22 protein-coding genes and 1 pseudogene are annotated in these 23,488 nt (G+C 67.2%); 11 read left to right on the plus strand and 12 right to left on the minus strand.

Features of this window, described 5'->3' with window-relative positions:
• The 4 genes from H289_RS33455 to H289_RS0120990 form a co-directional block, all read left to right on the plus strand.
• Positions 1-585, plus strand: a 585-nt coding sequence (locus tag H289_RS33455) for a DUF6891 domain-containing protein (RefSeq protein WP_020102788.1), incomplete at its 5' end; no start/stop codon positions are given.
• A 344-nt stretch (positions 586-929) separates the two neighbouring features.
• On the plus strand, positions 930-1,361 hold the full coding sequence (locus H289_RS33460; protein WP_020102789.1) for a helix-turn-helix domain-containing protein: 432 nt from the start codon (positions 930-932) through the stop codon (positions 1,359-1,361).
• A gap of 192 nt (positions 1,362-1,553) precedes the next feature.
• Positions 1,554-2,402 carry a PhzF family phenazine biosynthesis protein gene (locus tag H289_RS0120985; protein ID WP_029105524.1) on the plus strand — a complete coding sequence of 283 codons (849 nt, stop codon included), beginning with the start codon at positions 1,554-1,556 and terminating at the stop codon, positions 2,400-2,402.
• A 31-nt stretch (positions 2,403-2,433) separates the two neighbouring features.
• Complete coding sequence (locus tag H289_RS0120990; RefSeq protein ID WP_231388091.1) at positions 2,434-3,228, plus strand: LLM class flavin-dependent oxidoreductase; 795 nt, start codon at positions 2,434-2,436, stop codon at positions 3,226-3,228.
• 7 nt (positions 3,229-3,235) lie between these two features.
• On the opposite strand, the pseudogene H289_RS0120995 reads toward H289_RS0120990, so the two are convergent.
• A pseudogene (locus H289_RS0120995) lies at positions 3,236-3,847 on the minus strand (carboxymuconolactone decarboxylase family protein); the annotation flags it as partial.
• 50 nt (positions 3,848-3,897) lie between these two features.
• Here H289_RS0120995 and H289_RS0121000 point away from each other — a divergent pair.
• Positions 3,898-4,632 carry a TetR/AcrR family transcriptional regulator gene (locus tag H289_RS0121000; RefSeq protein ID WP_029105525.1) on the plus strand — a complete coding sequence of 245 codons (735 nt, stop codon included), beginning with the start codon at positions 3,898-3,900 and terminating at the stop codon, positions 4,630-4,632.
• Here the strand turns inward: H289_RS0121000 and H289_RS0121005 are convergent.
• Positions 4,608-6,038: an FAD-dependent oxidoreductase gene (locus tag H289_RS0121005; protein WP_020102794.1), complete on the minus strand. Its 1,431-nt coding sequence runs from the start codon at positions 6,036-6,038 to the stop codon at positions 4,608-4,610. The genes H289_RS0121000 and H289_RS0121005 overlap by 25 nt on opposite strands.
• Positions 6,038-7,015, minus strand: a complete 978-nt coding sequence (locus H289_RS0121010; protein WP_051128552.1) for an AurF N-oxygenase family protein — start codon at positions 7,013-7,015, stop codon at positions 6,038-6,040. Before H289_RS0121010 ends, H289_RS0121005 begins: the two co-directional genes overlap by 1 nt.
• A 153-nt stretch (positions 7,016-7,168) precedes the next feature.
• Here H289_RS0121010 and H289_RS0121015 point away from each other — a divergent pair, with 153 nt between their 5' ends.
• Positions 7,169-8,017 carry a type IV toxin-antitoxin system AbiEi family antitoxin gene (locus H289_RS0121015; protein ID WP_029105526.1) on the plus strand — a complete coding sequence of 283 codons (849 nt, stop codon included), beginning with the start codon at positions 7,169-7,171 and terminating at the stop codon, positions 8,015-8,017.
• A 69-nt stretch (positions 8,018-8,086) separates the two neighbouring features.
• Here the strand turns inward: H289_RS0121015 and H289_RS0121020 are convergent, their stop codons facing one another.
• From H289_RS0121020 to sdhC, 4 genes are read right to left on the minus strand one after another with little or no spacing between them, the layout of a single operon-like run.
• Positions 8,087-8,872, minus strand: coding sequence for a succinate dehydrogenase iron-sulfur subunit (locus H289_RS0121020; protein WP_020102797.1), 786 nt, complete (start codon positions 8,870-8,872; stop codon positions 8,087-8,089).
• Between the two features lies 1 nt (position 8,873).
• Positions 8,874-10,628, minus strand: coding sequence for a succinate dehydrogenase flavoprotein subunit (gene sdhA / locus H289_RS0121025; protein ID WP_020102798.1), 1,755 nt, complete (start codon positions 10,626-10,628; stop codon positions 8,874-8,876).
• Between the two features lie 8 nt (positions 10,629-10,636).
• Complete coding sequence (locus H289_RS0121030) at positions 10,637-11,056, minus strand: succinate dehydrogenase hydrophobic membrane anchor subunit (RefSeq protein ID WP_051128559.1); 420 nt, start codon at positions 11,054-11,056, stop codon at positions 10,637-10,639.
• Between the two features lie 59 nt (positions 11,057-11,115).
• On the minus strand, positions 11,116-11,550 hold the full coding sequence (gene sdhC / locus H289_RS0121035; RefSeq protein WP_081633487.1) for a succinate dehydrogenase, cytochrome b556 subunit: 435 nt from the start codon (positions 11,548-11,550) through the stop codon (positions 11,116-11,118).
• A gap of 225 nt (positions 11,551-11,775) precedes the next feature.
• On the opposite strand from sdhC, the gene H289_RS0121040 reads away from it, so the two are divergent.
• Together H289_RS0121040 and H289_RS0121045 are read left to right on the plus strand one after the other, a co-directional pair.
• Entirely contained in the window at positions 11,776-12,171 is a 396-nt protein-coding gene (locus H289_RS0121040; RefSeq protein WP_029105528.1) for a cytidine deaminase, read from the plus strand.
• 85 nt (positions 12,172-12,256) lie between these two features.
• Positions 12,257-13,546, plus strand: a complete 1,290-nt coding sequence (locus H289_RS0121045; RefSeq protein ID WP_020102802.1) for a thymidine phosphorylase — start codon at positions 12,257-12,259, stop codon at positions 13,544-13,546.
• Here the strand turns inward: H289_RS0121045 and H289_RS33135 are convergent.
• The gene (locus H289_RS33135) at positions 13,543-14,976 is read right to left on the minus strand and encodes a hypothetical protein (protein ID WP_155944204.1); all 1,434 of its coding nucleotides are present in this window, start codon (positions 14,974-14,976) and stop codon (positions 13,543-13,545) included. The genes H289_RS0121045 and H289_RS33135 overlap by 4 nt on opposite strands.
• On the opposite strand from H289_RS33135, the gene H289_RS0121055 reads away from it, so the two are divergent.
• The 3 genes from H289_RS0121055 to H289_RS0121065 all read left to right on the plus strand — a co-directional run bounded on the left by H289_RS0121055 (position 14,963) and on the right by H289_RS0121065 (position 17,709).
• Positions 14,963-15,406: a hypothetical protein gene (locus H289_RS0121055; RefSeq protein ID WP_155944205.1), complete on the plus strand. Its 444-nt coding sequence runs from the start codon at positions 14,963-14,965 to the stop codon at positions 15,404-15,406. The genes H289_RS33135 and H289_RS0121055 overlap by 14 nt on opposite strands.
• Positions 15,407-15,773: 367 nt before the next feature.
• Positions 15,774-16,595 (plus strand): dienelactone hydrolase family protein, encoded by an 822-nt coding sequence (locus tag H289_RS0121060; protein WP_029105530.1) that lies wholly within the window; start codon positions 15,774-15,776, stop codon positions 16,593-16,595.
• Positions 16,596-16,623: 28 nt separating this feature from the next.
• Entirely contained in the window at positions 16,624-17,709 is a 1,086-nt protein-coding gene (locus tag H289_RS0121065) for an adenosine deaminase (RefSeq protein ID WP_020102806.1), read from the plus strand.
• On the opposite strand, the gene H289_RS0121070 is transcribed toward H289_RS0121065, so the two are convergent.
• From H289_RS0121070 to satS, 4 genes are all read right to left on the minus strand, one after another.
• A complete protein-coding gene (locus tag H289_RS0121070) occupies positions 17,688-20,645 on the minus strand; it encodes an MMPL/RND family transporter (RefSeq protein WP_020102807.1) in 2,958 nt (985 codons plus the stop codon). The two genes, H289_RS0121065 and H289_RS0121070, sit on opposite strands and share 22 nt — an antisense overlap.
• Entirely contained in the window at positions 20,642-21,118 is a 477-nt protein-coding gene (locus H289_RS0121075; protein WP_020102808.1) for an MmpS family transport accessory protein, read from the minus strand. Before H289_RS0121075 ends, H289_RS0121070 begins: the two co-directional genes overlap by 4 nt.
• 193 nt (positions 21,119-21,311) lie before the next feature.
• Positions 21,312-22,151, minus strand: coding sequence for an alpha/beta fold hydrolase (locus H289_RS0121080; RefSeq protein WP_020102809.1), 840 nt, complete (start codon positions 22,149-22,151; stop codon positions 21,312-21,314).
• 45 nt (positions 22,152-22,196) lie between these two features.
• The gene (gene satS, locus H289_RS0121085; RefSeq protein WP_020102810.1) at positions 22,197-23,480 is read right to left on the minus strand and encodes a protein export chaperone SatS; all 1,284 of its coding nucleotides are present in this window, start codon (positions 23,478-23,480) and stop codon (positions 22,197-22,199) included.
• Between the last annotated feature and the right edge of the window lie 8 nt (positions 23,481-23,488).

Here is a 23,488-nt window from a genome sequence, read left to right on the forward strand (position 1 = left end):
GAGTCGGTACTGTCGCAGATCGACGGCGACAGCGACATCACCGCGGACGCGGCCATCGATCTGTTGGACTCGATGTGGGACCAGCGGATTGCCGAGCAGCAATCTTGGCCGGACACCGGCGATTTCGGGCGACTGCAACAGATGTTCGCGCAACTGGAGGCGGAGGGCATCCTTGGCCGGATGTGCTTCATGTGCTGCAACAACTGCGCGTTCGACGCCATCGATGACGAACGCACGCCCACCGATGACGCCGGTGCGGATTATCCGTATCGCGAGTGGGCCTACGTGTACTTCCATGCGCAGGACGCCGATCGGCTTGGCACCCCGGATCCGTTGCTCTACCTTGCATTCAGTACCTGGACCCACCACAGCCGACTGCCGAAAGAACTGGTCGATGCGGCCGGGCGCGGTGATGGAGCTGCCAGGAGAGAATCCGTCGAGCGCAGCGAAGTGCTCCTGGGCGAGCAGATCGTAGCCGCGGCCACACGCTGTGGTCTCACAGCGCAGTGGTCCGGCTCGCGCCACGAACGCATCGCACTACAAATCCACGACTGGCGAAAGCCACTGTCACCACGGGCCGCGTGAAGCCACTCGAAACAGGGAGGGCGCGGTGAAAACATCACGTCATCAAAACTCCCGAGCTGCGCATGCATGTCTATGCATGCGCGAACTACCAGCGCGCGCAGTCACTCTGGGGAGGGTGACAGAGCCAGGGGGAAAGTCAAATGACCATGTCTGCACAGGTGAATCGAAATCGCCTCGATACCAACCTTATTGACTTCGAGCGGCTTGTTGCTGCGATACCGGACGCGGTGACCGGGCCACGAGCCGCAGACAGTGATGGGCATACCTCAAACCAGACGCAGCAGGCTCACGCCACGTTCCGGAAACGACACCACCGCAGGAAGGAGTCGATCGATCCCCACACTGTGGCGGCGCGTCTCAACCGGTTGTTCGACACGATCCGACCACCTGGCCGCGGCCCGCTGCGCAACTACGAAGTGATCAAAGCCCTGCGTGCCCGCGGGATTGAGATGTCTGCGCCCTACCTTTCCCAGCTACGCTCCGGCCGCCGCACCCACCCCCGCCTGGACATGCTGCGGCCACTCGCCGACTTCTTCGGTGTGTCCGTCGCCTATTTCACGGATGCCGACAGTGCCTACACCAGGTACTTGGAAGCTGAATTGTGCTGGCTGGAAATGGCACACGCGCCGGAAGTCCGCGCAATCACCACGGCACTGCTCACCCTGCCACCCGACATCCGCGAGGACATCCTGCAGGCAACACACGGACAGGCCGCGATCGGATTCGACGACATCGGACGAATCACCACGGTCACCAACCAGCCGGACACCGACTAGGAACCAGTCCACGGCGCAGAGTGGCGTTCAGCAACGAAGAACACCGGCCACCTATCCGCAGTCGTTCACCGCACCGGCCAGCTGCGTCGGCGACACGCTAAGCACTGCGACTGACGGTCTGGCGCTTCATGATTCCGGATTACCCGCCGACCTTGTCGATCGCGCCACCAAAACAACGGCACACTGGTGGGCGTGACGGAGATTCTGCGATACAGCGCGTTTGCGGCGACCCCTGGCGGTGGTAACCCGGCGGGAGTGGTGCTTGACGCATCCGCACTCAGCGCGCAACGCATGCAGGAGATCGCTGCTGAGGTCGGGTACGCGGAGACCGCGTTCATCGTCGACAGTGCGGGTGCCGAGCTGGGGCACTACCGGGTGCGGTACTTCTCGCCGGCGGCCGAGGTGCCGTTCTGCGGCCACGCCACCGTCGCCACGGCCGTCGCGCTCACCGAACGACGGGGCACGGGCACGTTCACCTTCATGACAGCAGCGGGGGAGGTCGACATGACATCGACAGATTCCGACGGCGAGGTGACAGTCGCCTTCACCAGCGTGCCGCCACAGATCCGCGACATCGATGCCACCGCACTCGCCGCACTTCTCGAGTTGCTGGGGCTGGTGCCAGGCGACCTGGATTCAGCGCTTCCGGTGCGCGAATCGTTCGCCGGTAACTGGCACCCGATCATCTCGCTCGCCGACCGCGAAGTATTTCACCAATTCCGTTTCGCGCCTGCACCATTGGCCGCCCTGATGGACGAGCGGGGCTGGACCGGCACGGTGACCGTGCTCCACCGGACAGCGTCCGACGAGTTCCTCGCTCGGAACCTGTTCCCGGTCGGCCGGATCAACGAAGATCCCGCAACTGGGTCCGCGGCCGCGGCCACGGGTGCCTACCTCCGCGAGGTCCTCGGCTTCGCCGGCGACCGAACCGTCCGCATCCGTCAGGGGGAGCACGTCGGTCGCCCCAGTCTGCTGACGGTCACGGTGCCTGACACCGGCGGCATCGTGGTATCGGGTGGGGCGGTCCCGATCGCCCACTGAGCCCGATCGCCACCGGCGCTACGGTGGCTTGGTGCACCACGCGATCTTCATGCCGCCACTCGGAGAGTTGGCCGATCCCCAAGCCATCATCGACATTGCGATCGCCGCCGAGGAGTCGGGCTGGGACGGCCTGTTTGTCTGGGACCACGTGCTGAGCCCGATAGGTGGGGACTGGGAGATCGCAGACCCCTGGGTCGTGTTGGCCGCTGCCGCGGCCAACACGAGTCGAATTCGCTTGGGGCCCATGGTGACTCCATTGCCGCGCCGGCGAATCCTCAAACTCGCGCGAGAGACTGCAACGCTGGATCGGCTCAGTCGAGGGCGGCTCGTCCTGGGTTTGGGAACCGGCGATGACCGGGGTCGCGAGTACTCAGCCGTCGGGGAGAATATCGACGCGCGTCGACGTGGCCGCATACTCGATGAAGGTGTCGGCGTGTTGACGGCGTTATGGGCCGGCGAGACGGTCACTCATCACGGTGAACTGATCGTCGAGGGCGTCCGTGCTGTGCCCGATGGGGCGCCGCAGCCGCGGATCCCATTGTGGTTCGGCACAGCACGACATGACGGCAAGCCCGTCGAACGAGCCGCCCGGCATGACGGTATCTTTCCGCTCACCGGCGATGCGTCGACGGTCGCCCAGATTGCCGACACCATCGAACAATTGCGCGGCAGCCGTGAAGGTTTCGACATTGCGGTGAAGACCAAGCCGGGCACGGACGCGGCCGAGTTCGCTACGGCCGGCGCTACCTGGGCGATGCACGCCTTCTGGCCGGGCGACCGCCCCGACCGGGTGCTCCAGGTGATCGAGGCCGGCCGACCCGGCTGACTTCACATCACTCGGCCCACGGCACCCGGCACGCGTCGCCGGAGCTGAAGCCCTGCTCGGTGATCCCCAGCGCCGCGTACATCCGGGACCGCATGTTCTCCACGCCGATCTGATAGGTCAGCTCGATGACGCCGGCCTCACCGAACCGGCGCTTGAGATCGTCGACCTGTTCGTCGGTCACGTTGTGCGGATCGGTGGTCATCGCGTCGGCGTAGGCGATGGCGGCCCGCTCGTCGTCGGTGAACAGCGGCGAGGTCGCGTAATCGTCGATGTGCTTGAGCCGGTCCACATCCAGGCTCTCCAGGCGCATCAGCATGGTGCCGAAGTCGACGCACCAGGAGCAGCCCACGGTCCGTGCGGTCCAGAACACGGCGAGGTCGCGGACCGAGTCGGGCAGCGTCTTGGAACCGTTCTTGAGCAGGGTCTCGTGCACGGCGTTGGCGACCAACAGCCGCGGGTGGTGCGCCGCCACCGTGAACGGTTCGGGCACCTCGCCGAACTCACGCTTGGCGTAGCGGTACATGAGCCGGGTCAGCAGGCCGGCGCGTTGCGGGGGCAGGGGTTCGATGCGTGGTGTTGTGGTCATACCGGTTGGACGAGACAGCGTCCCGAGGTGTGACAGGGGTGTGGCGGGCATCACATGAGAAGGCGGCGGCTACCGTAAGACACATGTCTGTGGCCCCGAACTCCGCCCCGGTGAGTGGGTACGAGGCGCGGTGGGAGCAGCACAACGCCGAACGCCGGGCCCAGATCCTGCTGGCGATGATCGAACTGCTCGAAGAGAGCCCGCCCGGCGCCGACATCTCCGTCGCCGCCATCGCCAAGCGCGCTGGCGTCGCGAAGTCGGTGATCTACCGGCAGACCTCCGGCAAGGAGGAACTCGAGCGACGGGTGCGGTCGTACCTGATCGACGACTTCGGGTCCGTCCTCGTCGGCAAGCTGGACATCAGCGAGGGCTCGCTGCGCGAGATTCTGACTCGCACCATCGAGGCTGTCGCGGACTGGATGATCGACCATCCGCGGCTCAACGAGTTCGCGCGCAGTGGCCCGTCGTTCGAAGGGGACCAGACGCTCGACGCCGTGGGCGAGCTGAAGCTGCGCATCATCGAACGCGCCGACGGCATCATTGCCGCCATCCAGCTGGCGATCGGCGTCGAGGACAGCGCGTTCAAACTCGTCCCGCTGGCGATCGTGACCATGGTCGAGGAGACGCTGTTCGCCTGGGTGCGCACCCCGGAACCGACGCACACCCGCGAAGAGATGATCGACCACCTCGCCGACTTCACGTGGTACGTCATCGACGGTGCCGCGCGGGCCATCGGGTTCGAGGTCAGTCGTGATGAACCGCTCGTCGCCGTGGTGGCCGCGCTGGCGAACCGTCAGGCCAACAACCCCGCGTTGTAGTCGGCCACCAGGCTGCGCACGGTCTCCTGCGCGCACGACTTGTTGGTGCCGATGAACCCCGTCGGGCCGCGTTTGATCCAGCCGGTCACATAGGTGGCGGCGACGCCGTCGACCCGGCCCTTGTCGTTGGGGACGGTGCCCCGCGCCGCGTCGAACGGCAGGTCGGCCACGGGCCGTCCCCGGTAGCCGATCGACGTGAGCACCAGTCCGGCATTGACGGTGTGCAGGTCGCCGGTCGGCTTCACCTTGATGGTGCCGTCGGCCGCCGCCACCAGTTCGTTGCGGGCGAACTCGATGTCCAGTCCGGCCGCGGTGCGCGCAATGGCGGTGGGCGACTGCAGATACTCCAGGACGATGCAGCGGTTGCCAGGCCGTCTTGGCAGGTCGTGCAGGATGCGGGCGCGCGCATCGGTGTCCGGCAGTGCCGCCAGGTCCTGTGCTGAGACGACGACGTCGACGTCGGGCATCGACGTCAGGCCTACCAGCTCCGGCACAGTGAACGCCGACTGCGCCAGACCCCGTCGTCCGACGACGACGACTTTCTCGATTTTGCTCTGCCGCAAGGCTTTCAACGCGTGCGGTGCGATGTCGGTGGCGGCGAGGCGATCCGGATCGGTGGTGAGAATCCGGGCGACGTCGAGCGCGACATTGCCGTTGCCGATGACGACCGCGCGTGGCTGCGACAAGTCGAAGACGGCGTCGGCGAAGTCGGGATGTCCGTTGTACCAAGCGACGAAACGGGTGGCCGAGCTGACGCCCGGCAGGTCTGCGCCGGGTACGTCGAGCGGACGGTCCGTCGATGCGCCGACGGCGTAGATGACGGCGTCGTGCTCGGCGAGCAGCTGCTGGTGGGTGATGTCGGAGCCGACCTCGACGCCGGTCAGCAGCTCGAGCCGCGGGTCGGCAGCAATGGTGTCGAACTGCCGGGACACGGCCCGGGTGCGCCGATGGTCCGGCGCGACGCCGAAGCGCGCGAGCCCACCGGACTGAGGGAGTCGCTCGTACATCCGGACGCGGGCTGCCGGGATGGTCAGCACCTCGTCGGCGGCGTACATGGCGGCCGGGCCGGACCCGACGATGGCCACACTGATGGCTCCGGGAGCCCGGACCTGCAGTGGGGGAACGACGGGCGCCAGCAGCGGGCGCGGCCGGGGTTCCTTGTAGAAATCCGCGTTGAGCTCGAGGAAGACCTGCTCGGTCGGCTCCAGTGAACCGTCGTGCTTGATGGCGTCGACCGGGCAGGCCGTCACGCACGCACCGCAGTCGACGCACTCCACCGGATCGATGTAGAGCATCTCGGCGGTGTGGAAGTCGGGTTCGTCCGGCGTGGGGTGAATGCAGTTGACCGGACAGGCATAGACGCAGGACGCGTCGCTGCAGCAGGACTGCGTGATGACGTGGGGCATCAGGCGATCAACTGTGCCTCGCGGTTGGGCGCGCTGCGGTAGCGGGCCGTCTCACCGGCGATGCCGCAGCGCTTCCACATCCAGCGGCCGACGCGGTTCATCAGGCCGATCTCCTCGGCCAGTGCGCGGGTCTCGTCGAAGAAACTCGCCATGATCTTCCGCGACTGTGGGCTGCGCCAGAAGGCTTGCCGCATCACGTCTTCCGGGATGTCGAACTGCTTGCCGAACGACTTCGACGAGCCCATGATCTCGTGCGCCAGCCAGCGCAGCGTCAGCGGGAAGGCGACGGTGGCGAACGCTTTGAAGCGCCACGACCGTTCTGGCATGTGGGTCTTGAGGAATTCGTTGGCCCACGAGATGTGCCGGGCTTCCTCGGCGATGTGGATCTGCATGGTGCGCAGCACTGCCGGCGGCAGGTTGGCGCCGTTGCGGATCATGCCCTTCTGGAAGTGGTCGATGGGCTCCTCGCCGGCGAGGATGCCCGCCATGAACGCCGTCGGCGAGTACTGGCCGACCAGGCCGATGTACGGCGACAACCGGAAGAACAGCTTGCGCATGCCCGGCACGTCGGTCCCGGAGCGGTTGACCAGCTCCTGGAACATCTGGATGTGGTTGCACTCCTCGGTCATCTCGTGGAGCGCGTACCGGAACTCGGGGGAGTTGTTGGGCAGCTTCATGATGAAGGCCATCAGCCCGCGGATCAGGATGCTCTCGAACGCCGCGCCCACCTTGACGGTGTTGAGCGTCCGCCAGCGGCCGATCTCGATCTGCCGCTCCAGCGGCTGGCTCTGGTACCACTCGGTGGCGCCCAGCGGGTCGATGGTGGGCGACAGCACCCAGCGCGGATCGTTGAGGTCGATCTGCATGTCCGGGGCATCCCACGCGATGTCGAGGTAGGGGTCGAAGCGGCGCCGCACCGAGCCTTCCGACAACACATCGAGGAGGTTCTGGTAACCGGGCTCCATTGCCTTAGTCATGTCTCCAATTTACCGGGAACAGTGGTCCCAGTAAATACCTGACTTTCTTCCCGCCGAGTGTTCGGTTGCGTTCGAGATTTCGCACATTTGTCGCACACAGGCCAACACTCGATGAGGGTGGAACCGGGCAGGTGGCGCACACGTCTTATCCACATGCCGTTCTTGGGGACCGAGGCGCTGGCCGTGGGCAGGGTCAATCGATACCAACTCAGGACCCGATATGACGCGGTGCACCGCAACGTGTACGTTCCCCGCGGTCAGAAGCTCACACCCATCGACAAAGCCGTCGCGGCGTGGCTGTGGTCCGAGCGCAGGGCGACTGTGGTCGGGTTGTCGGCCGCCGCCCTGCACGGCTCGCTATGGATCGATGCCAGGCACCCCGCAGAGCTCAACCAGGCGAGCAGGACGCGGCCACCTGGCATTCTCATCCGCAGCGACAGGCTGGCTGACGACGAGATGTGTCGGGTACGGGGCATCAACGTCACGACGCCGGCAAGAACGGCATTCGACCTCGGGCGACGAAAAGGGCTGACGGTCGCCGTCAGCCGGGTGGACGCGTTGCTCCAGGCCACCAACTTGAAACTCCCTCAAGTGCAAACACTTGCCGATCGCCATCCTGGAGCTCGAGGACTGAGGCAGCTAGAGCAGGTGCTTGACCTCGCCGACTATGGCGGGGAGTCGCCGCAGGAGACCCGGCTGCGACTGTTGTTCACCGACAACGGCATGCGGCCGTCGAGGACCCAGATCGAGGTATTCGACGGCAGATATCTCGTCGGGCGTATCGACATGGGCTGGCCAGAATGGAAGGTCGGCGTCCAGTACGACGGCATTCAGCACTGGGAGGACCCTCGTCGGCGGACTCGCGACATCGACCAAGACGTGGAGTATCGGGACCTCGGGTGGCGCATTGTTCGGGTCGGCGCAGACCTGCTGCGCGCCCGTCCGGGGACCATCATCGCCCGGACCCGAGCTGAGCTACGCGGCGCGGGTGGGCCCTACTAACGAAAGTTGGCTTGTGTTCGAGAATTTCAATGAATCTCGAACACAAGCCAACACTCGAAGAAAAACGATCTAGCGGGCAAACATCAAGGCGCGCTTGACTTCCTGGATCGCCTTGGTCACCTGGATGCCGCGGGGGCAGGCCTCGGTGCAGTTGAAGGTGGTGCGGCAGCGCCACACACCGTCGACCTCGTTGAGGATGTCGAGGCGCTCGGCGGCGGCCTCGTCACGCGAATCGAAGATGAACCGGTGCGCGTTGACGATGGCGGCGGGGCCGAAGTACGAGCCCTCGCTCCAGTACACCGGGCACGAGGTGGTGCAGCAGGCGCACAGGATGCACTTGGTGGTGTCGTCGAAGCGGGCGCGGTCGGTCTGCGACTGGATGCGCTCACGGGTCGGGGGATTGCCCGACGTGATGAGGAACGGCTTCACGGCGCGGTAGGCGTCGAAGAACGGCTCCATGTCCACCACGAGGTCCTTCTCCACGGGCAGGCCGCGGATGGGCTCGATGGTGATGGTCAGGTCCTTGCCGGGCTTCTTCGGCAGCAGGTCGCGCATGAGGACCTTGCAGGCCAGCCGGTTCACACCGTTGATGCGCATGGCGTCCGAGCCACACACGCCGTGCGCGCAGGACCGGCGGAACGTCAGCGTGCCGTCAAGGTAGCCCTTCACGTACAGCAGCAGGTTCAGCAACCGGTCGCTGGGCAGGCACGGCACGCGGAAGCTCTGGAAACCGGCGGCGTCCGGGTTCTCCGGGTTGAACCGGGCGATCTTCAGCGTGACCATGACGGCGCCTTCGGGCACCGGAGGCAGCGGCGGGTCGCCGGCTTCGGGCTTGTCCAATACGGGTGCACTCATGTCAGTACTTCCGTTCCATCGGCTCGTACCGGGTCTGGACGACAGGCTTGTAGTCCAACCGGATATCGGACAGGAGGTCGGCGCCCTGCTTGTAGGCCATGGTGTGGCGCATGTAGTTGGTGTCGTCGCGGTCCGGGTAGTCCTCGCGGGCGTGGCCGCCACGCGACTCCTTGCGGTTCAGCGCACCGACGACGGTGACCTCGGCCAGCTCGAGCAGGAAGCCCAGCTCGATGGCCTCGAGCAGGTCGCTGTTGTAGCGCTTGCCCTTGTCGTGCACCGTGATTCGGCTGTACCGCTCCTTCAGCGCGTGGATGTCCGTCAGCGCCTGCTTGAGGGTCTCCTCGGTGCGGAACACCGCGGCGTTGTTGTCCATCGACTGCTGCAGCGCGGTGCGGATGTCGGCGACGCGCTCGTTGCCGTGGTCGGACAGGATGTCGCCGACCCAGCCCACGACCATGTCGGCCGGGTTGTCCGGCAGTTCGACGTAGTTGTGGTTCTGCGCGTACTCGGCGGCCGCGATGCCGGCGCGACGGCCGAACACGTTGATGTCGAGCAGCGAGTTGGTGCCGAGGCGGTTGGCGCCGTGCACCGAGACGCAGGCGCACTCACCGGCGGCGTACAGACCCGGCACGATGTTGACGTTGTCGCGCAGCACCTGGCCGTTGATCGTGGTCGGGATGCCGCCCATGACGTAGTGGCAGGTCGGGTACACCGGCACCAGTTCGGTGACGGGGTCGACGCCCAGGTAGGTGCGGGCGAATTCGGTGATGTCCGGAAGCTTGGCCTCCAGCACCTCTTCACCGAGGTGGCGCACGTCGATGTAGACGTAGTCCTTGTTGGGTCCGGCGCCGCGGCCCTCGAGGACCTCCAGCACCATCGAGCGGGCCACGATGTCACGCGGCGCGAGGTCGACGATGGTGGGGGCGTAGCGCTCCATGAAGCGTTCGCCTTCGGCGTTGAGCAGACGCCCACCTTCACCGCGCACGGCTTCCGAGATCAGGATGCCGAGGCCGGCCAGGCCTGTCGGGTGGAACTGGTGGAACTCCATGTCCTCCAAGGGAAGTCCCTTGCGGAAGATGATGCCCAGGCCGTCACCGGTGAGGGTGTGGGCGTTGGAGGTGGTCTTGTACATCCGGCCCGAGCCGCCGGTGGCGAAGACGATCGCCTTGGCGTGGAAGATGTGGATGTCGCCGGTGGCCAGCTCGTAGGCGATGATGCCGGTGGCGACGGGACCGCCGGGGGTTTCGGTGAGGACCACGTCGAGGGCGTAGAACTCGTTGAAGAACTGGACGTCGTGCTTGACGCAGTTTTGGTACAGCGTCTGCAGGATCATGTGGCCGGTGCGGTCGGCGGCGTAGCAGGCGCGGCGGACGGGGGCCTTGCCATGGTCACGGGTGTGACCGCCGAAGCGACGCTGGTCGATGCGGCCCTCGGGCGTCCGGTTGAACGGCATGCCCATCTTCTCGAGGTCCAGCACGGCGTCGATGGCTTCCTTGCACATGACCTCGACGGCGTCCTGGTCAGCGAGGTAGTCGCCACCCTTGACGGTGTCGAAGGTGTGCCACTCCCAGTTGTCGTCCTCGACATTGGCGAGCGCGGCACACATGCCACCCTGCGCGGCACCGGTGTGCGAACGCGTCGGGTACAGCTTGGTCAGCACGGCGGTGCGCACGCGCGGGCCGGATTCCACGGCCGCGCGCATACCCGCGCCACCGGCACCGACGATGACGACGTCGTAGCGATGTTCCTGAATCATCTGCGTCCCTACTTGATGTTCGCGTCGAAGGTGACGAGCACGTAGCTGCCCAGCACCAGGGTGAATCCGGTGGCCAGCAGCAGAATCGAGTTCAGCCAGAACTTGGTGGTGTTCTTGCGGGCGTAGTCACCGATGATGGTGCGCATGCCGTTGGCGCCGTGCACCAGCGCCAGCCACAGCAGCGCCATGTCCCAGATCTGCCAGAAGGGGGAGGCCCACCGCTCTGCGACGTAGTTGAAGTCGATGCGGTAGACGCCGTTCTGCCAGATCAGCCCGATGAACAGGTGGCCGAGGGCGAGCAGCACCAGAGCGGCGCCGGAGAAGCGCATGAACAACCAGGCGTACTTCTCGAAGTACGGGATGCCACGGGCGCGCCGGGGGGCGCGCGGGTGGTCGAGGGCGGCGGGGCGGTCGTGCTCGCGCTCCATGACCGGGGCCGGACGGCCCCCGCGGCGCGCCTCGGCGGCGCCGGAATCGGTATGCGTGGTCACTTGAGCCACCCGTAGTGCTCAACCATGTGCATGCCCTCTACCCCAACTGCGGCGATGACGACCGCGATCCAGATGGCCAGGATGGTCCACAGCATGACCCGCTGGTACTTGGGTCCCTGCTGCCAGAAGTCGATCAGAATGACTCGCACGCCGTTGAGGGCGTGGTAGAGCACCGCCGCGACCAGGCCCATCTCCATGAGCCCGATGATCGGCGTCTTGTAGGTGTTGATCACCTCGTTGTAGGCCTCGGGGCTGACCCGGACCAGAGCCGTGTCCAGAACGTGGACCAGCAAGAAGAAGAAGATGGTGGCACCGGTGATGCGGTGTAGCACCCAGGACCACATGCCCGGGTCTCCGCGATACAGGCTCCGTCGCTTCTGTGATGAACGCGGCGCGGGTATGGCGGATTCCGCGGCTGCCGCTGTACTCATTTCGACCTCCAACGCCGTCGGTGGACGCATGACCCGGCAGCAACTTTTTCGCGTGCCGAGCCCAAACCTCGGGGCGACTCTAATCCCAATTTGCGCACAGTCAGAACTAGCGTGTGGGGGGAATGGGCAACCCGCGTCGGAAATTAGGTTTGCCTACATTAACTTACTGGGTAGTCGGGTCGGGTCTCGGGGCGGTGCCGGGGTGCCGGGAACGGGGTGTCGGTGATGCCGGAAATTGACTGGAAGCTGTTGCAGGACAACGCAATAGCTGCTTCCCGGGGTGCCTATGCGCCCTATTCGAACTTCCCCGTGGGGGCCGCCGCGCTGGTCGACGACGGCCGAATCGTGGTGGGCTGCAATGTGGAAAATGTCTCATATGGCCTTGGCCTCTGCGCGGAGTGTGCTGTGGTCTGCGCCCTACATTCCAGCGGTGGTGGACGGCTGCTCGCGCTGGCGTGTGTGGACGGCTCCGGGGCCGTGCTGATGCCGTGCGGACGCTGTCGGCAGGTGCTGCTCGAGCACGGTGGGCCGGCCATGTTGATCGATCACGTATCGGGTCCGCGGCCCCTGGTCGAACTGCTGCCCGACGCCTTCGGGCCCGACGACCTGAACCGCCGGTAACGCCAAGCGGTGCAACACTTCTGATTACCCGTCGGTAACCAGTTTCGATGGGGCCGCTCGAGGCCCCGGCAGGAGGATCTCAGCGATGTCGTTCGATGCCCCGACAGTCATTCGCACGAAACGCGACGGCGGTGTGTTGTCCGACGCCGCGATCGACTGGGTGATCGACGGCTACACCCACGGACGCGTCGCCGACGCGCAGATGTCGGCCTTGTTGATGGCGATCTTCCTGCGCGGCATGACCCCGGCCGAGATCGCCCGCTGGACGGCGGCCATGGTCGGCTCGGGGGAGCGCTTCGATTTCACCGACCTGAGGCGCGACGGCCGGCCGCTCGCGCTGGTGGACAAGCACTCCACCGGCGGCGTCGGCGACAAGATCACCATCCCGCTGGTGCCCGTCGTCCTGGCCTGTGGCGGCGCCGTCCCGCAGGCCGCGGGCCGTGGCCTCGGGCACACGGGCGGCACGTTGGACAAGCTGGAAGCGATTCCCGGCTTCACCGCCGAGCTGTCGAAAGACCGTATCCGCCAACAGCTTTCCGGTATCGGGGCGGCGGTCTTCGCGGCCGGGGACCTGGCGCCGGCCGACCGCAAGATCTACGCCCTGCGCGACGTCACGGGCACGACGGAATCGCTTCCACTCATCGCCAGCTCGATCATGAGCAAGAAACTGGCCGAGGGCGCGCGCTCGCTGGTGCTGGACGTCAAGGTCGGTCGCGGCGCGTTTCTCAAGACGGAGGCCGAGTCGCGCGAGCTGGCGCGCACCATGGTCGACCTCGGCACCGCGTACGGCGTTCCGACCCGCGCACTGCTCACGGACATGGATCGGCCGCTGGGCCGCGCGGTCGGCAACGCGATCGAGGTGGCCGAGTCGCTGGAGGTGCTGGCCGGCGGCGGACCCGACGACGTCGTCGAGCTGACCATCGCCCTGGCGCGCGAGATGCTCGACGTGGCCGGCCTCGACGGCGTCGACCCAGCGCAGACCCTGACCGACGGCACCGCGATGGACTGCTTCCGGCAACTGATCGCCGCGCAGGGCGGCGATCCCGAGGCGCCCCTGCCGATGGGGACGCACACCGAGACGGTCGTGGCGTCGCGAAGCGGGGTGATGGGCGACGTCGACGCCATGGCGGTGGCGATGGCGGTGTGGCGGCTCGGTGCGGGACGGGCCCAGCCCGGAGACCCGGTGCAGGCCGGGGCGGGGCTGTGCGTCCACCGGCGCAGCGGCGAACCCGTCACCGCCGGCGAGACCCTGTTCACGCTGTACACCGAGACCCCCGAGAGGCTGCCGTCGGCACTCGCGGAACTCGACGGTGGCTGGACCATCAGTGACGGCCGGCCACCGTCGAGGCCGCTGGTGATCGACCGGATCAGCTAGCTCTGGATGCCCGGCTGACCGTTCTGGCCCGGGGTGCCGGCGACGCCCGGGGTGCCCTTGGGAGCGGCGCCGCCGGTTCCCGAGGCGCCGCCGGTGCCGGCCCCGCCGGCGGTGGCGCCACCGGATCCGTTGCCGCCGTTGCCACCGGTACCGCCGTTTCCGCCGTTGCCACCGTCGCCGGCGATGGATCCGCCGGCGCCACCGTTTCCGCCGATTCCGCCCGTGCCGCCGCTGCCCGCGCTCTGGCCGGTGCCGGAGTTGCCGGAACCGGAGTCGGCATTGCCGCCGTTACCGCCCATGCCGCCGTTGCCGTACTTGCCGCCGTTGCCGCCGCTGCCGCCCTTGCCACCGGCGGAGCCGGTACCGGTGCCGTTGTAGCTGTAGCCGTTGCCGCCCTTACCGCCGCTGCCGTTGCCCTTCAGGACATTCGTGGCGCCGTTCACACCGGCGGTTCCCCGGTTGCCGGCGAGGCCGGCGCCAAATCCCTCCCAGCCGAAGGCGCCGCCGGCGCCGTTCAGTCCGGCCGAGCCGCCGTCGCCGCCCTTGCCGCCGTCCTTGGTGGCCGAAGTACCGTTCGCGCCGTCCGCACCGTTCGCGGCAAGGCCGGCGTTGCCGCCCTTGCCGCCGTTGCCTCCGCTGCCATTGCGGCCATAGGCGGCCGACGAGTTGCCGCCCCAGCCGCCTGCGCCACCGGCGCCGCCATTGCTGCCGTCACCGCCCTTGCCGCCGTTGCCACTGGCAGCGGTCGCCGCGGCGCCGCCGGCCGCACCGGCTCCGGCGTTGCCGCCGTTGCCGCCGTTGCCGCCACTCGAGATGTAGCTGTTGAATCCGGCGCTGCCACCGTGGCCGCCCGCCCCACCGTCGCCGCCCTTCGTGGCGTTGCCACCGTTGGCGGCGGCGTCGGTACCGCCACCCACCCCGGCAGCGCCTGCGGTGCCGGCGGCCCCGTTGCCGCCGGCACCGCCATTGCCTGCCGTGCTCAACCAGGCCCATTGGCCGGTGTTGCCGCCGTCGCCGCCGGCGCCGCCCTTGCCGCCCGGCGCCGTCGCGGACGCGCCGTTGCCGCCGTGTCCGCCGTTGCCCCAGAACACACCGCCATTGCCACCGCGGCCGCCGTTGGCGCCGGCGGTCACGGCGTTGCTGCCGTTGCCGCCGTGGCCGATGAGCTGTGCGCTGGCGCCTCTGCCACCGCCAAAACCGTTGCCGCCGTTGCCGATGAGGCCGCTACGCCCGCCATTGCAGATGGTGAGGCACGTGGCAGCGGTGTAGCTGAATCCGTTGCCGAGCAGGATGCCCGCATTGGGATGGTCGGCGGTGCCGTTGCTGACGAAGAATGCGAACACGCGGCCGCCCTCGGTGCCGATGGTGTGGGCGGAGTTGCGCAGGTCGCGGCCGATCGAGTTGAGCAACCCGGTGGTGATCGCGATCATCGGCGCCAACGGATTCGGTGCCGTGTTCGGCGTGGCCGCCAGGGACACCGGGGTGGTCGTCCCGATCTTCGCGGTCGCGCTTGCCGGCTGGGCCGAGAACACGGCGGCCACTGCGGCGGCTGCGGCCGGCCGCGGTGAAGTCGCCGCGGCCGGAGAGTCGGCAGCTGCGGGCGATACGGCCGAAGCCTTTGCCGGAGAATGGGTCTCGGCCTTCGATACGGCTTTGGTCTTCGGTGTGGACGACGTCGGGCGACTGGGCGTGGTCTCCGCCGAGCTGCGGGGTTGCCGCGCGGAAGCTGCGGGGGAGTTGGCTTTTGCGGGCGAGTTCTTGTTCGCCTGGTTCCGCTTGTTGGGCTTCGGCTTCGACGACCCGGCGTGGTCGGTGCCCGAGTCCGTCTTGGTGCCCGATTCGGTCTTACCCGTGCCCTGACCGGACGGGGCGGAGGACGATGAGTGGCCGCCGCTGTCACCGCTGCCGGTCTGCGCCGACGCAACGGCGGTGGGCGCCAGCAGAGCTGCGCCGATGCCGACTGCCGCGGCGCTCGCGCTCAACCAGCCTGATACCGGCAGTTTCCGGGCTTCGCTCTGCTTCCGGTGCCTACCTGCCATGGATTCCCCCTCAGTTGTGTAAATCGCGGATGTCGGCTGATTGATCAGCCCGGCTAAATTTACGCACAGGTAACCCACAGAAATAGACATACCCGTAAATTTCTTCGATTGGCCAGGTCGTGGCCGATTCGCGGTGGGCGAAAAGTCATCCATGGCTCTGGTGGGGGTCCACGGCTAGGGTCATGCCCATGGCTGACGATGACCTCCGCGACTTCGAGCGCACCGAGTTCACCCACGACGGCACGACCCGCACGGTCTTTCGGAAGGGCACCGGCCCGGCCGTCATCGTGATCGCCGAGATACCCGGCATCACGCCCAAGGTTCTCGACTTCGCCCGCAAGGTCGCCGACCTGGGTTGTACCGCCGTGCTGCCGCACCTTTTCGGCATCCCGGGCCTGGACCCCAACGCCAGTAATCTGGCGGCGCTCAAGGGCATGGCGTCCGTCGTCCCGTCGTGCATCAGCAAGGAATTCACCATCCTCGCGACCGGCAAGACGTCTCCGGTTGTCGACTGGCTGCGGGCCCTGGCCCGTGCCGAACACGAGCGCTGCGGCGGTCCCGGCGTCGGCGCCATCGGCATGTGCTTCACCGGCGGCTACGCCCTGGCGATGGCCACCGACGACGTCATCCTGGCGCCGGTGCTCTCCCAGCCGTCGATGCCGCTGGGTCTGACCGCCAAACAGCGCCGCAACATCGACATCTCGCCGGCCGACCTGGAGGTCGTCAAAGGCCGCTGCGCGCGCGGACTCAACGTCATCGGCATGCGGTTCAAGAGCGACAAGCTGGTTCCCGCAGAGCGTTTCGACTTCCTGCGCGAGCAGCTGGGTGACGCCTTCATCGCCGTCGAACTCGAGGACGCCGACGCCAACCCGGATGCGCGGCTCCCACCGCACTCGGTGGTCACCGAGCACCTGATCGACGAGCCGGGCCAGGCCACCCGGGCGGCGCTGGACCAGGTGCTGGATCTGTTCCGGACGCGGCTGCTGCTGGCGGACGAGCCGGCGGGCTAAAAGCGACGATCCGGCGCAAGATGGACGGATGACCACCCTGACGCTGGATCAGATCAAGCAGGCACCGAAAGCGCTGTTGCACGATCACCTCGACGGCGGGCTCCGTCCCGCCACGGTGGTGGAGCTGGCCGAACAGAGCGGCTACGGCGACCTGCCCACCATGGATGTCGACGAGCTCGCGAAGTGGTTCCGCACCCAGGCGCACAGCGGATCGCTCGTCCGGTATCTCGAGCCGTTCGCGCACACCGTCGGCGTCATGCAGACCACCGATGCGCTGTACCGCGTCGCGTACGAATGCGTCGAGGATCTGGCCGCCGACAACGTCGTCTACGCCGAGGTGCGGTTCGCACCCGAACTGCACATCGACGGCGGCCTGGTGCTGGACGAGGTCGTGGACGCGGTGCTGGCCGGGTTCGCGGACGGCGAGAAGGCGGCGGCCGCGGCCGGGCAGGTGACGACGGTCCGCTGTCTGGTCACCGCCATGCGGCACGCCGCCCGGTCTCGCGAGATCGCCGAGTTGGCCATCCGGTTCCGCGACCGGGGTGTGGTCGGCTTCGACATCGCCGGTGCCGAGGCCGGTTACCCTCCGACCCGCCACCTCGATGCCTTCGAATACATGCGGGGCAACAACGCGCGGTTCACGATTCACGCCGGTGAGGCCTTCGGCCTGCCGTCCATCCACGAGGCGATCGCGTTCTGCGGCGCTGATCGCCTGGGCCACGGCGTCCGCATCGTCGACGACATCGAGGAGGGGCCGGACGGTACCTTCCACTTGGGTCGGGTGGCGAACATCGTGCGCGACAAGCGAATTCCGCTGGAGATGTGCCCGAGCAGCAACGTGCAGACCGGCGCCGCGGCCAGCATCGCCGAGCATCCGTTCGACCAGCTGGCGCGGCTCCGCTTCCGCGTCACCGTGAACACCGACAACCGCCTGATGAGCGACACCACCATGACGCAGGAGATGGCGCTCCTCGTGAACGAGTTCGGCTACGGCTGGACCGACCTGCAGCGGTTCACCATCAACGCCATGAAGTCGGCCTTCATCCCGTTCGACGAGCGGCTGGCGATCATCGACGACGTCATCAAACCGCGCTACGCCGTGCTGGTCGGGTAGCTGTCGGTCGGGGTGTCGTCGACGAAGCCGGAGCGCCCGGCCGCGCCCGCCGACACCGTCTCCTGCTGGGCGGGCTGCTGGAACGCCTTGGGCACGAACTTCTCGGTGTTGTACTTGCCGCGCGGGTGCACCACCTGCGGCCACCAGAACCAGCGGCCGAGCAGCACCGCGATCGACGGCATCAGCAGCGACCGCACGATGAAGGTGTCGATCAGCAGACCGATCGCGATGGTCGAACCCATCTGCGCCAGCACGATCAGCTTGCTGGCCATCATGCCGGCCATGGTGGCCGCGAACACCAGTCCGGCCGAGGTGACGACACCGCCTGTGCCGGCCATGGACCGGATGATGCCGGTCTTGAGGCCGGCGTGGATCTCGTCCTGGAACCGGGAGACCAGCAGCAGGTTGTAGTCCGAGCCGACCGCCAACAGGATGATGACCGACATCAGCATGACCAGCCACTGCACCTGAATCCCGAACAGGTCCTGCCACAGCAGCACCGAGATGCCGAACGACGCGGCGATGGAGCTGCCCGCGGTGCCGACGATCGTCAGCGCCGCGACGGCGCTGCGGGTCAGGATCAGCATGATCATGAAGATCAGCGTCAGTGAGGAGATGACGGCGATCATCAGGTCGTAGCGGGCGCCGTCGGCCATGTCCTTGTAGGTCGCCGCGACGCCGCCGAGGTAGATCTTGGCGTCCGACAGGGACGACATCTTCAAGGCGTCTTGGGCAGCCTTACGTTCGGACTCGACGCGGTTGATCCCGTCGACCGTCGCGGGGTCGGTCTGGTGGGTGATGAACATGCGCGCCGACTTGCCGTCCGGCGACATGAACATCTTCAGGCCGCGCTCGAAGTCCGGGTTCTGGAAGGCCTCGGGCGGCAGGTAGAACAGGTCGTCGTTCTTGGCGCCGTCGAAGGCGGCACCCATCGACAGCGCGGTGTCGTTCATGGCCTGCATCTGGTCGATGAGGGCCTTCTGCGAGTTGTACGACGCCAGCGACAGGTCCCGGCTGGTCTTCATCGACGCGATGGTCTGGGGGAGCAGTGCCGTCAGCTTCGGTGCCAGGTCGGCCAGCTTGTCGGTGTTGACCTGGACGTCGCCGGTCCGGTCCGTCAGCTCATCGATGCCGTCCAGGGAGTCGAACACCGACCGCATCGCCGCGCACATCGGGATGTCGAAGCAGTGCGGTTCCCAGTAGAAGTAGTTGCGCATCGGCCGGAACTGGTCATCGAAGTTGGCGATGTTGTTCCGCATCTCCTCGGTGACCTCGAGGAGCGCCTGCGACTTACGGGCCGAGTCCTGCGTCAGCTTGGTCTGCTCGAGCGACAGCGCGTACTGCTTCTCCAGGATGCTGATCGACACGTTGGTGGCGTCGACCATCCGGAGCTGGTCCTCCAGCTGCTTGCGCTGGAACGGCAGGTTCATGTTGCTGGTCTGGCCCGAGACGCTCGTCTGGAACGGAATCGAGCTGTGCTGAATGGGGATACCCAGCGGCCGGGTGATGCTCTGCACCATCGCGATGCCGTCGGTGTGCATCACGTTGCTCGCGATCTTGTTGAGCACCAGCATGTCCGCGGGATTGCGCATGTCGTGGGTGGACTCGACCATCAGGATGTCCGGGTTCATGCGGGCCTGCGTGAAGTGCCGGTCGGCGGCGGCGAAGCCGACGTTCACCGGGGCGTCCTCGGGCAGGTAGTAGCGGTCGTTGTACGCCGGCTTGTAGCCGGGGATGGCGACGATGCCGACGAGCACGACGAAGAGACTGGCCACCAGAATCGGTGCGGGCCAACGCACCACGGCCGTCCCGATGCGGCGCCAGAAGCGGCTCTGCGGCGGCCGCTTGGACTCGTACATCCCGACGCGGCTGCCGAGGTACAGGACGGCCGGGCCCAGCGTCACCGAGATCGCGACGACGACGAGCATGCCGATCGCGACCGGTGCGCCCATCGTCGTGAAGTACGGCAGGCGGCAGAAACTCAGGCAGTACGTCGCGCCGGCGATGGTCAGGCCGGAACCCACGATCACGGGGGCGACGGACTTGAACGTCGCGTAGTACGAGTCGTCCCGGTCCAGGCCGATGCCGCGGTCTTCGCGATACCGCCCGAAGATGAAGATGCCGTAGTCGGTGGCCGCGGCGATGGCCAGCATCGTCAGGATGTTGCCTGCGAAGGTCGTCAGCCCGAACACGTCGTGGGTGGCGAGGACCGACACCACGCCGCGCGCGGTCAGCAGCGCCAGGAACGTCAGGAACAGCTGGACGAGGGTGGTCCGGACCGAGCGGTAGACCACCAGCAGCATGCCCGCGATCGCGGCGAGGGTGATCAGCGTGATCATGATCAGGCTCGCGTTGCCGATGACGTGCATGTCGTCGGTCAGCGCGGCGGGACCGGCGACGTGCGCCTGGACTCCCGGCGGCGCCTTGGTCTCCTGGATGACCTTGCGGACGGCGTCGACGCCCTCGTTGGCGAGCGTCATGCCCTGCTCGCCGGCGAGGTTGATCATCACGTACGACGCCTTGCCGTCGGCGCTCTGCGCACCGGCCGCGGTCAGCGTGTCACCCCAGAAATCCTGGATGTGCTGGATGTGCTCGGGGTCCTGCTGGAGCTTGCGAATGATCTCGTCGTAGTACTTGTGGGCGTCCGGACCCAGAGGTTCCTTGCCCTCGACGACGATCATGATCGTGCTGTTGGAGTTGAACTCCTTGAAGTTGGCGCCCATCAACTTCATCGCGTGCATAGACGGGGCGTCCTCGGGGGCCATCGGTGCGGCGTGCAGCTCGCCGACGACCTCCAGCGGCGGCGCGATGACGTTCACCAGGACGGCGATCGCGAGCCAGAACAGGATGATCGGCACCGACAGGATGCGTAGGGCGTGAGCGAATTTCGGCCGTTTTTCGGCCGGCTTGTGCTGTGTCTCGAGTGTGTCGGTCATGCGGACTTCACCAGGCAGTAGGTCTGGGCGTTGACGCCGTCGGCGGACTGCTCCTCGCGGACGGTGCCGTTCACCGTGACGCGGCAGCCGATGTGGTCGCTGCTCTGCTCACTGGCGCTGCGCGCCATCAGGTTCGCGCTGACGGTCGGCAGCGTGGTGGACAGGGTGATGGACCACGGCAGTGCGGCGCTTACCGAGTGCACGTTGGCGTCGGGATCGAAGTAGCTGATGTCGGCCGAGGTTCCGGGCGGTCCGTAGACCTCGTACACCAGGACCTTGGGGTTGAACTGGACGATCTCGATGCCCGCGCCGGCATGCGCGTTGAGGTTCTCGGACCCGAACTTCGTGTGCAGGCGGGACACCACGAGGCCCGACACCGCCAATACGGCGGCCAGCACAAGCGGTATCCAGATCTTCTTCAGCAGGCCCTTCGGCGCCTGCTTCCCTTGTTGCCCAGTCGACTCTGACCGCACCCGACCACCTTCCGCTCAACGCGCGCTGACCGAATCCCCGACGATCAAGCTTGCTGCCCTCGTGCCCTTGCCGGGCGGCTCCGCTCACTCAGCGGATTCTTGGGAAATTCTTACGCCTTGCTAACTAATTTTGCAACGCGGCGAAGTTGTGTGTCGGCTGTGAGCGCGGGCGGTGGCCGGGTGACTTGGGGTTTCAGTCAGATAGAACGGCCCGCAGCGCGTCGGCGAATTCGGCGGGCGCACTCATGAACCCGCCGTGATCGCCCGGGAAGATGACGGGTTCGACGCCCAGCAGGGCGCACAGCGCCACCGAGGTGCCGTGGGTGATGAGATGCGCGGAATCGGCGCCGATGCCCACCACGATCCGGCTGGCCTTCAATGCCTCGTGATCAGGCACATACGTTGTGGTGCACAGCAATTCGTGGTTGAAGAAGCGGGACAGGTCGGCGAGTTGCTTGGCCATCTCGTCGGACGCGGGCGGCGGCCCCTGCGGTACCGGCGCTCCGTCGTCGGACTCGTCGAAGCCCGCGGTCGCCATGAATTTCGCCATGGCCGCGCCGGGACCGTCGCTGTGGAACGTGGCGATGATGTCGTTCGTCGCCGCGCGCTGCTTCGCGGCTTCCGAGGCGGGCAACAACTCCAGCAGCGGTGGCTCGTGCGCGATCAGCGTCCGCACCCAGCCCGGGTGCTTGGCGGCCAGCGCCAGGCCGGTGACCGCGCCGCCGCTGGAACCGAACACGTCCGCTGGACCGGCGCCGAGATCCTCGAGGATCGCGGCGACGTCGTCGGCCCGCAGTTCGGGCGTCGAGTCCTGCGCGGGATCGTCGATGGGGCTGGCGCCGAGCCCGCGCGGGTCGTACGTCACGACGGTGTGGTCGACGGCCAGGGCGTCGGCCACCGCGGCGAACTCGGATGCCGTCATGGGCGAACCGATGACGGCGAGCACCGGCCCGCTGCCGCGAACTTCGTACTGCAGGGTGGCGCCGGGAACGGCGAGGTTTCGGACGATGGGCTGGGCGCTGGTCTGGGTCATGCCAGTGCAGACCCGACCGGCGGCCCTAACTCATCGCAGCGCGCGTCATTCCTGACGCAGGCGCGACTCGACGAAACGCTCCAGCGTCTCCCACTGGGCGACGGCCTCGGCGTACGGCTTCGACGGGGCGCCGACGGTCTCGGGCTCCAGCACGTGCCCGACGAACTTGCCCAGCGGCTGGCTGGTGGTCAGGTACTTGTCGGCGGTGCCGTCCTCGGCGTAATCGCAGACGTCGCGGACGAACTCGACCGCCAGGTCCAGCTGCTCGCGGTCGACGGCCTCGGGGCCGTCGGCGATGTCGTCGGACAGACCACTGAGCACGTAGACGTTGTCCTCGGTGACGCGGATCTGCAGCGAGCCGTCGGTGGCCGCGGTGCGGATGTCGCTGTACGCCTCGAAGCTGGACAGGTCGCTCTCGTGCTCGTCGGCCAGGTAGCGGGCCAGCGTGCGCTCCGAGCTGAAGACGGTGACGCGGCCGTTGCGGCCGAGGAACCGCGGCTGGTCGTTGTAGTAGCAGCGCAGCGTGTAGAGCGTGCCGCCGTTCGTCATGATGCGGATCGGGTCGATGCCGACGCGCTCCCAGAAGTCCTCGTCACTGCCGAGCAGCTGACGCTCGGCCTGCGCGGTGAGGGCCGCCTCCTCGGAGTCGGTGTCCACCTCGTCTTCGATCACGACGTCGTCGGCGCCGGTCTCGTCGACCTCGTCGAGTTCGTCTTCCTCGGGCTCGGGCGCGGGCTCGTCGAGCTCGGCCTGGGCCTTCTCGGCGGCCTTGGCGTCGACCTCGGGGGTGGTCACCAGGGCGTCGATGGCGTCCAGCACGTGGTCCCAGCTGCGGCCGACGGCGGCCTCGATGTCGGCCCAGCGCTTACGGCCGGCCCGGCCGGAGTAGGCCTCGGCGCCGCCGCCGAGCGTCGACAGCACGGGGTTGCCGTTGAAGAACTTCGCGACCGCGATCAGGTCGCAGACCGAGCCGAGCGCGCCGACGACCTGAAGCGTCCGCCGCAGTGCGGTGACGGACTCCTCGGTGGGCTTCTCGGCGACCAGCTCGGGCACGCCGACCAGGTCGTGCAGGTGGCTCTCGTCGGGGTTCAGGCGGTGGGCGTTGGCCTCGCCGAGCGCCTTCCACTTGGGGTGGTCGGCGAGGTCGTTGTCGTTGTTGGTCCGCACGAAAGCGGCCAGGTCAGCGACGGATTCGAACGCGTAGAGGTCGTCCCCGTGGCCGAGGAACGCTTCCCACTCGTCGTCGGAATCGCGCCACAGCGGCGCCCACAGGGTGTACAGATCGCCATTGGTCAACCCGAGCCGAACCGGCACGATGTCAGCAGCCATGCGGCACA

The sequence above is a fragment of the Mycobacterium sp. 360MFTsu5.1 genome (genome assembly GCF_000383495.1).
Lineage (GTDB): Bacteria > Actinomycetota > Actinomycetes > Mycobacteriales > Mycobacteriaceae > Mycobacterium > Mycobacterium mucogenicum_B.

Coding starts and splice junctions, on each gene's coding strand:
- H289_RS0121000 (WP_029105525.1), top strand. CDS start 3,898: ATGTCTGTGGCCCCGAACTCCGCCCCGGTGAGTGGGTACGAGGCGCGG.
- H289_RS0121005 (WP_020102794.1), bottom strand. CDS start 6,038: ATGCCCCACGTCATCACGCAGTCCTGCTGCAGCGACGCGTCCTGCGTC.
- H289_RS0121010 (WP_051128552.1), bottom strand. CDS start 7,015: ATGACTAAGGCAATGGAGCCCGGTTACCAGAACCTCCTCGATGTGTTG.
- H289_RS0121015 (WP_029105526.1), top strand. CDS start 7,169: ATGCCGTTCTTGGGGACCGAGGCGCTGGCCGTGGGCAGGGTCAATCGA.
- H289_RS0121020 (WP_020102797.1), bottom strand. CDS start 8,872: ATGAGTGCACCCGTATTGGACAAGCCCGAAGCCGGCGACCCGCCGCTG.
- sdhA (WP_020102798.1), bottom strand. CDS start 10,628: ATGATTCAGGAACATCGCTACGACGTCGTCATCGTCGGTGCCGGTGGC.
- H289_RS0121030 (WP_051128559.1), bottom strand. CDS start 11,056: ATGGAGCGCGAGCACGACCGCCCCGCCGCCCTCGACCACCCGCGCGCC.
- sdhC (WP_081633487.1), bottom strand. CDS start 11,550: ATGAGTACAGCGGCAGCCGCGGAATCCGCCATACCCGCGCCGCGTTCA.
- H289_RS0121040 (WP_029105528.1), top strand. CDS start 11,776: ATGCCGGAAATTGACTGGAAGCTGTTGCAGGACAACGCAATAGCTGCT.
- H289_RS0121045 (WP_020102802.1), top strand. CDS start 12,257: ATGTCGTTCGATGCCCCGACAGTCATTCGCACGAAACGCGACGGCGGT.
- H289_RS33135 (WP_155944204.1), bottom strand. CDS start 14,976: ATGATCGCGATCACCACCGGGTTGCTCAACTCGATCGGCCGCGACCTG.
- H289_RS0121060 (WP_029105530.1), top strand. CDS start 15,774: ATGGCTGACGATGACCTCCGCGACTTCGAGCGCACCGAGTTCACCCAC.
- H289_RS0121065 (WP_020102806.1), top strand. CDS start 16,624: ATGACCACCCTGACGCTGGATCAGATCAAGCAGGCACCGAAAGCGCTG.
- H289_RS0121070 (WP_020102807.1), bottom strand. CDS start 20,645: ATGACCGACACACTCGAGACACAGCACAAGCCGGCCGAAAAACGGCCG.
- H289_RS0121080 (WP_020102809.1), bottom strand. CDS start 22,151: ATGACCCAGACCAGCGCCCAGCCCATCGTCCGAAACCTCGCCGTTCCC.
- satS (WP_020102810.1), bottom strand. CDS start 23,480: ATGGCTGCTGACATCGTGCCGGTTCGGCTCGGGTTGACCAATGGCGAT.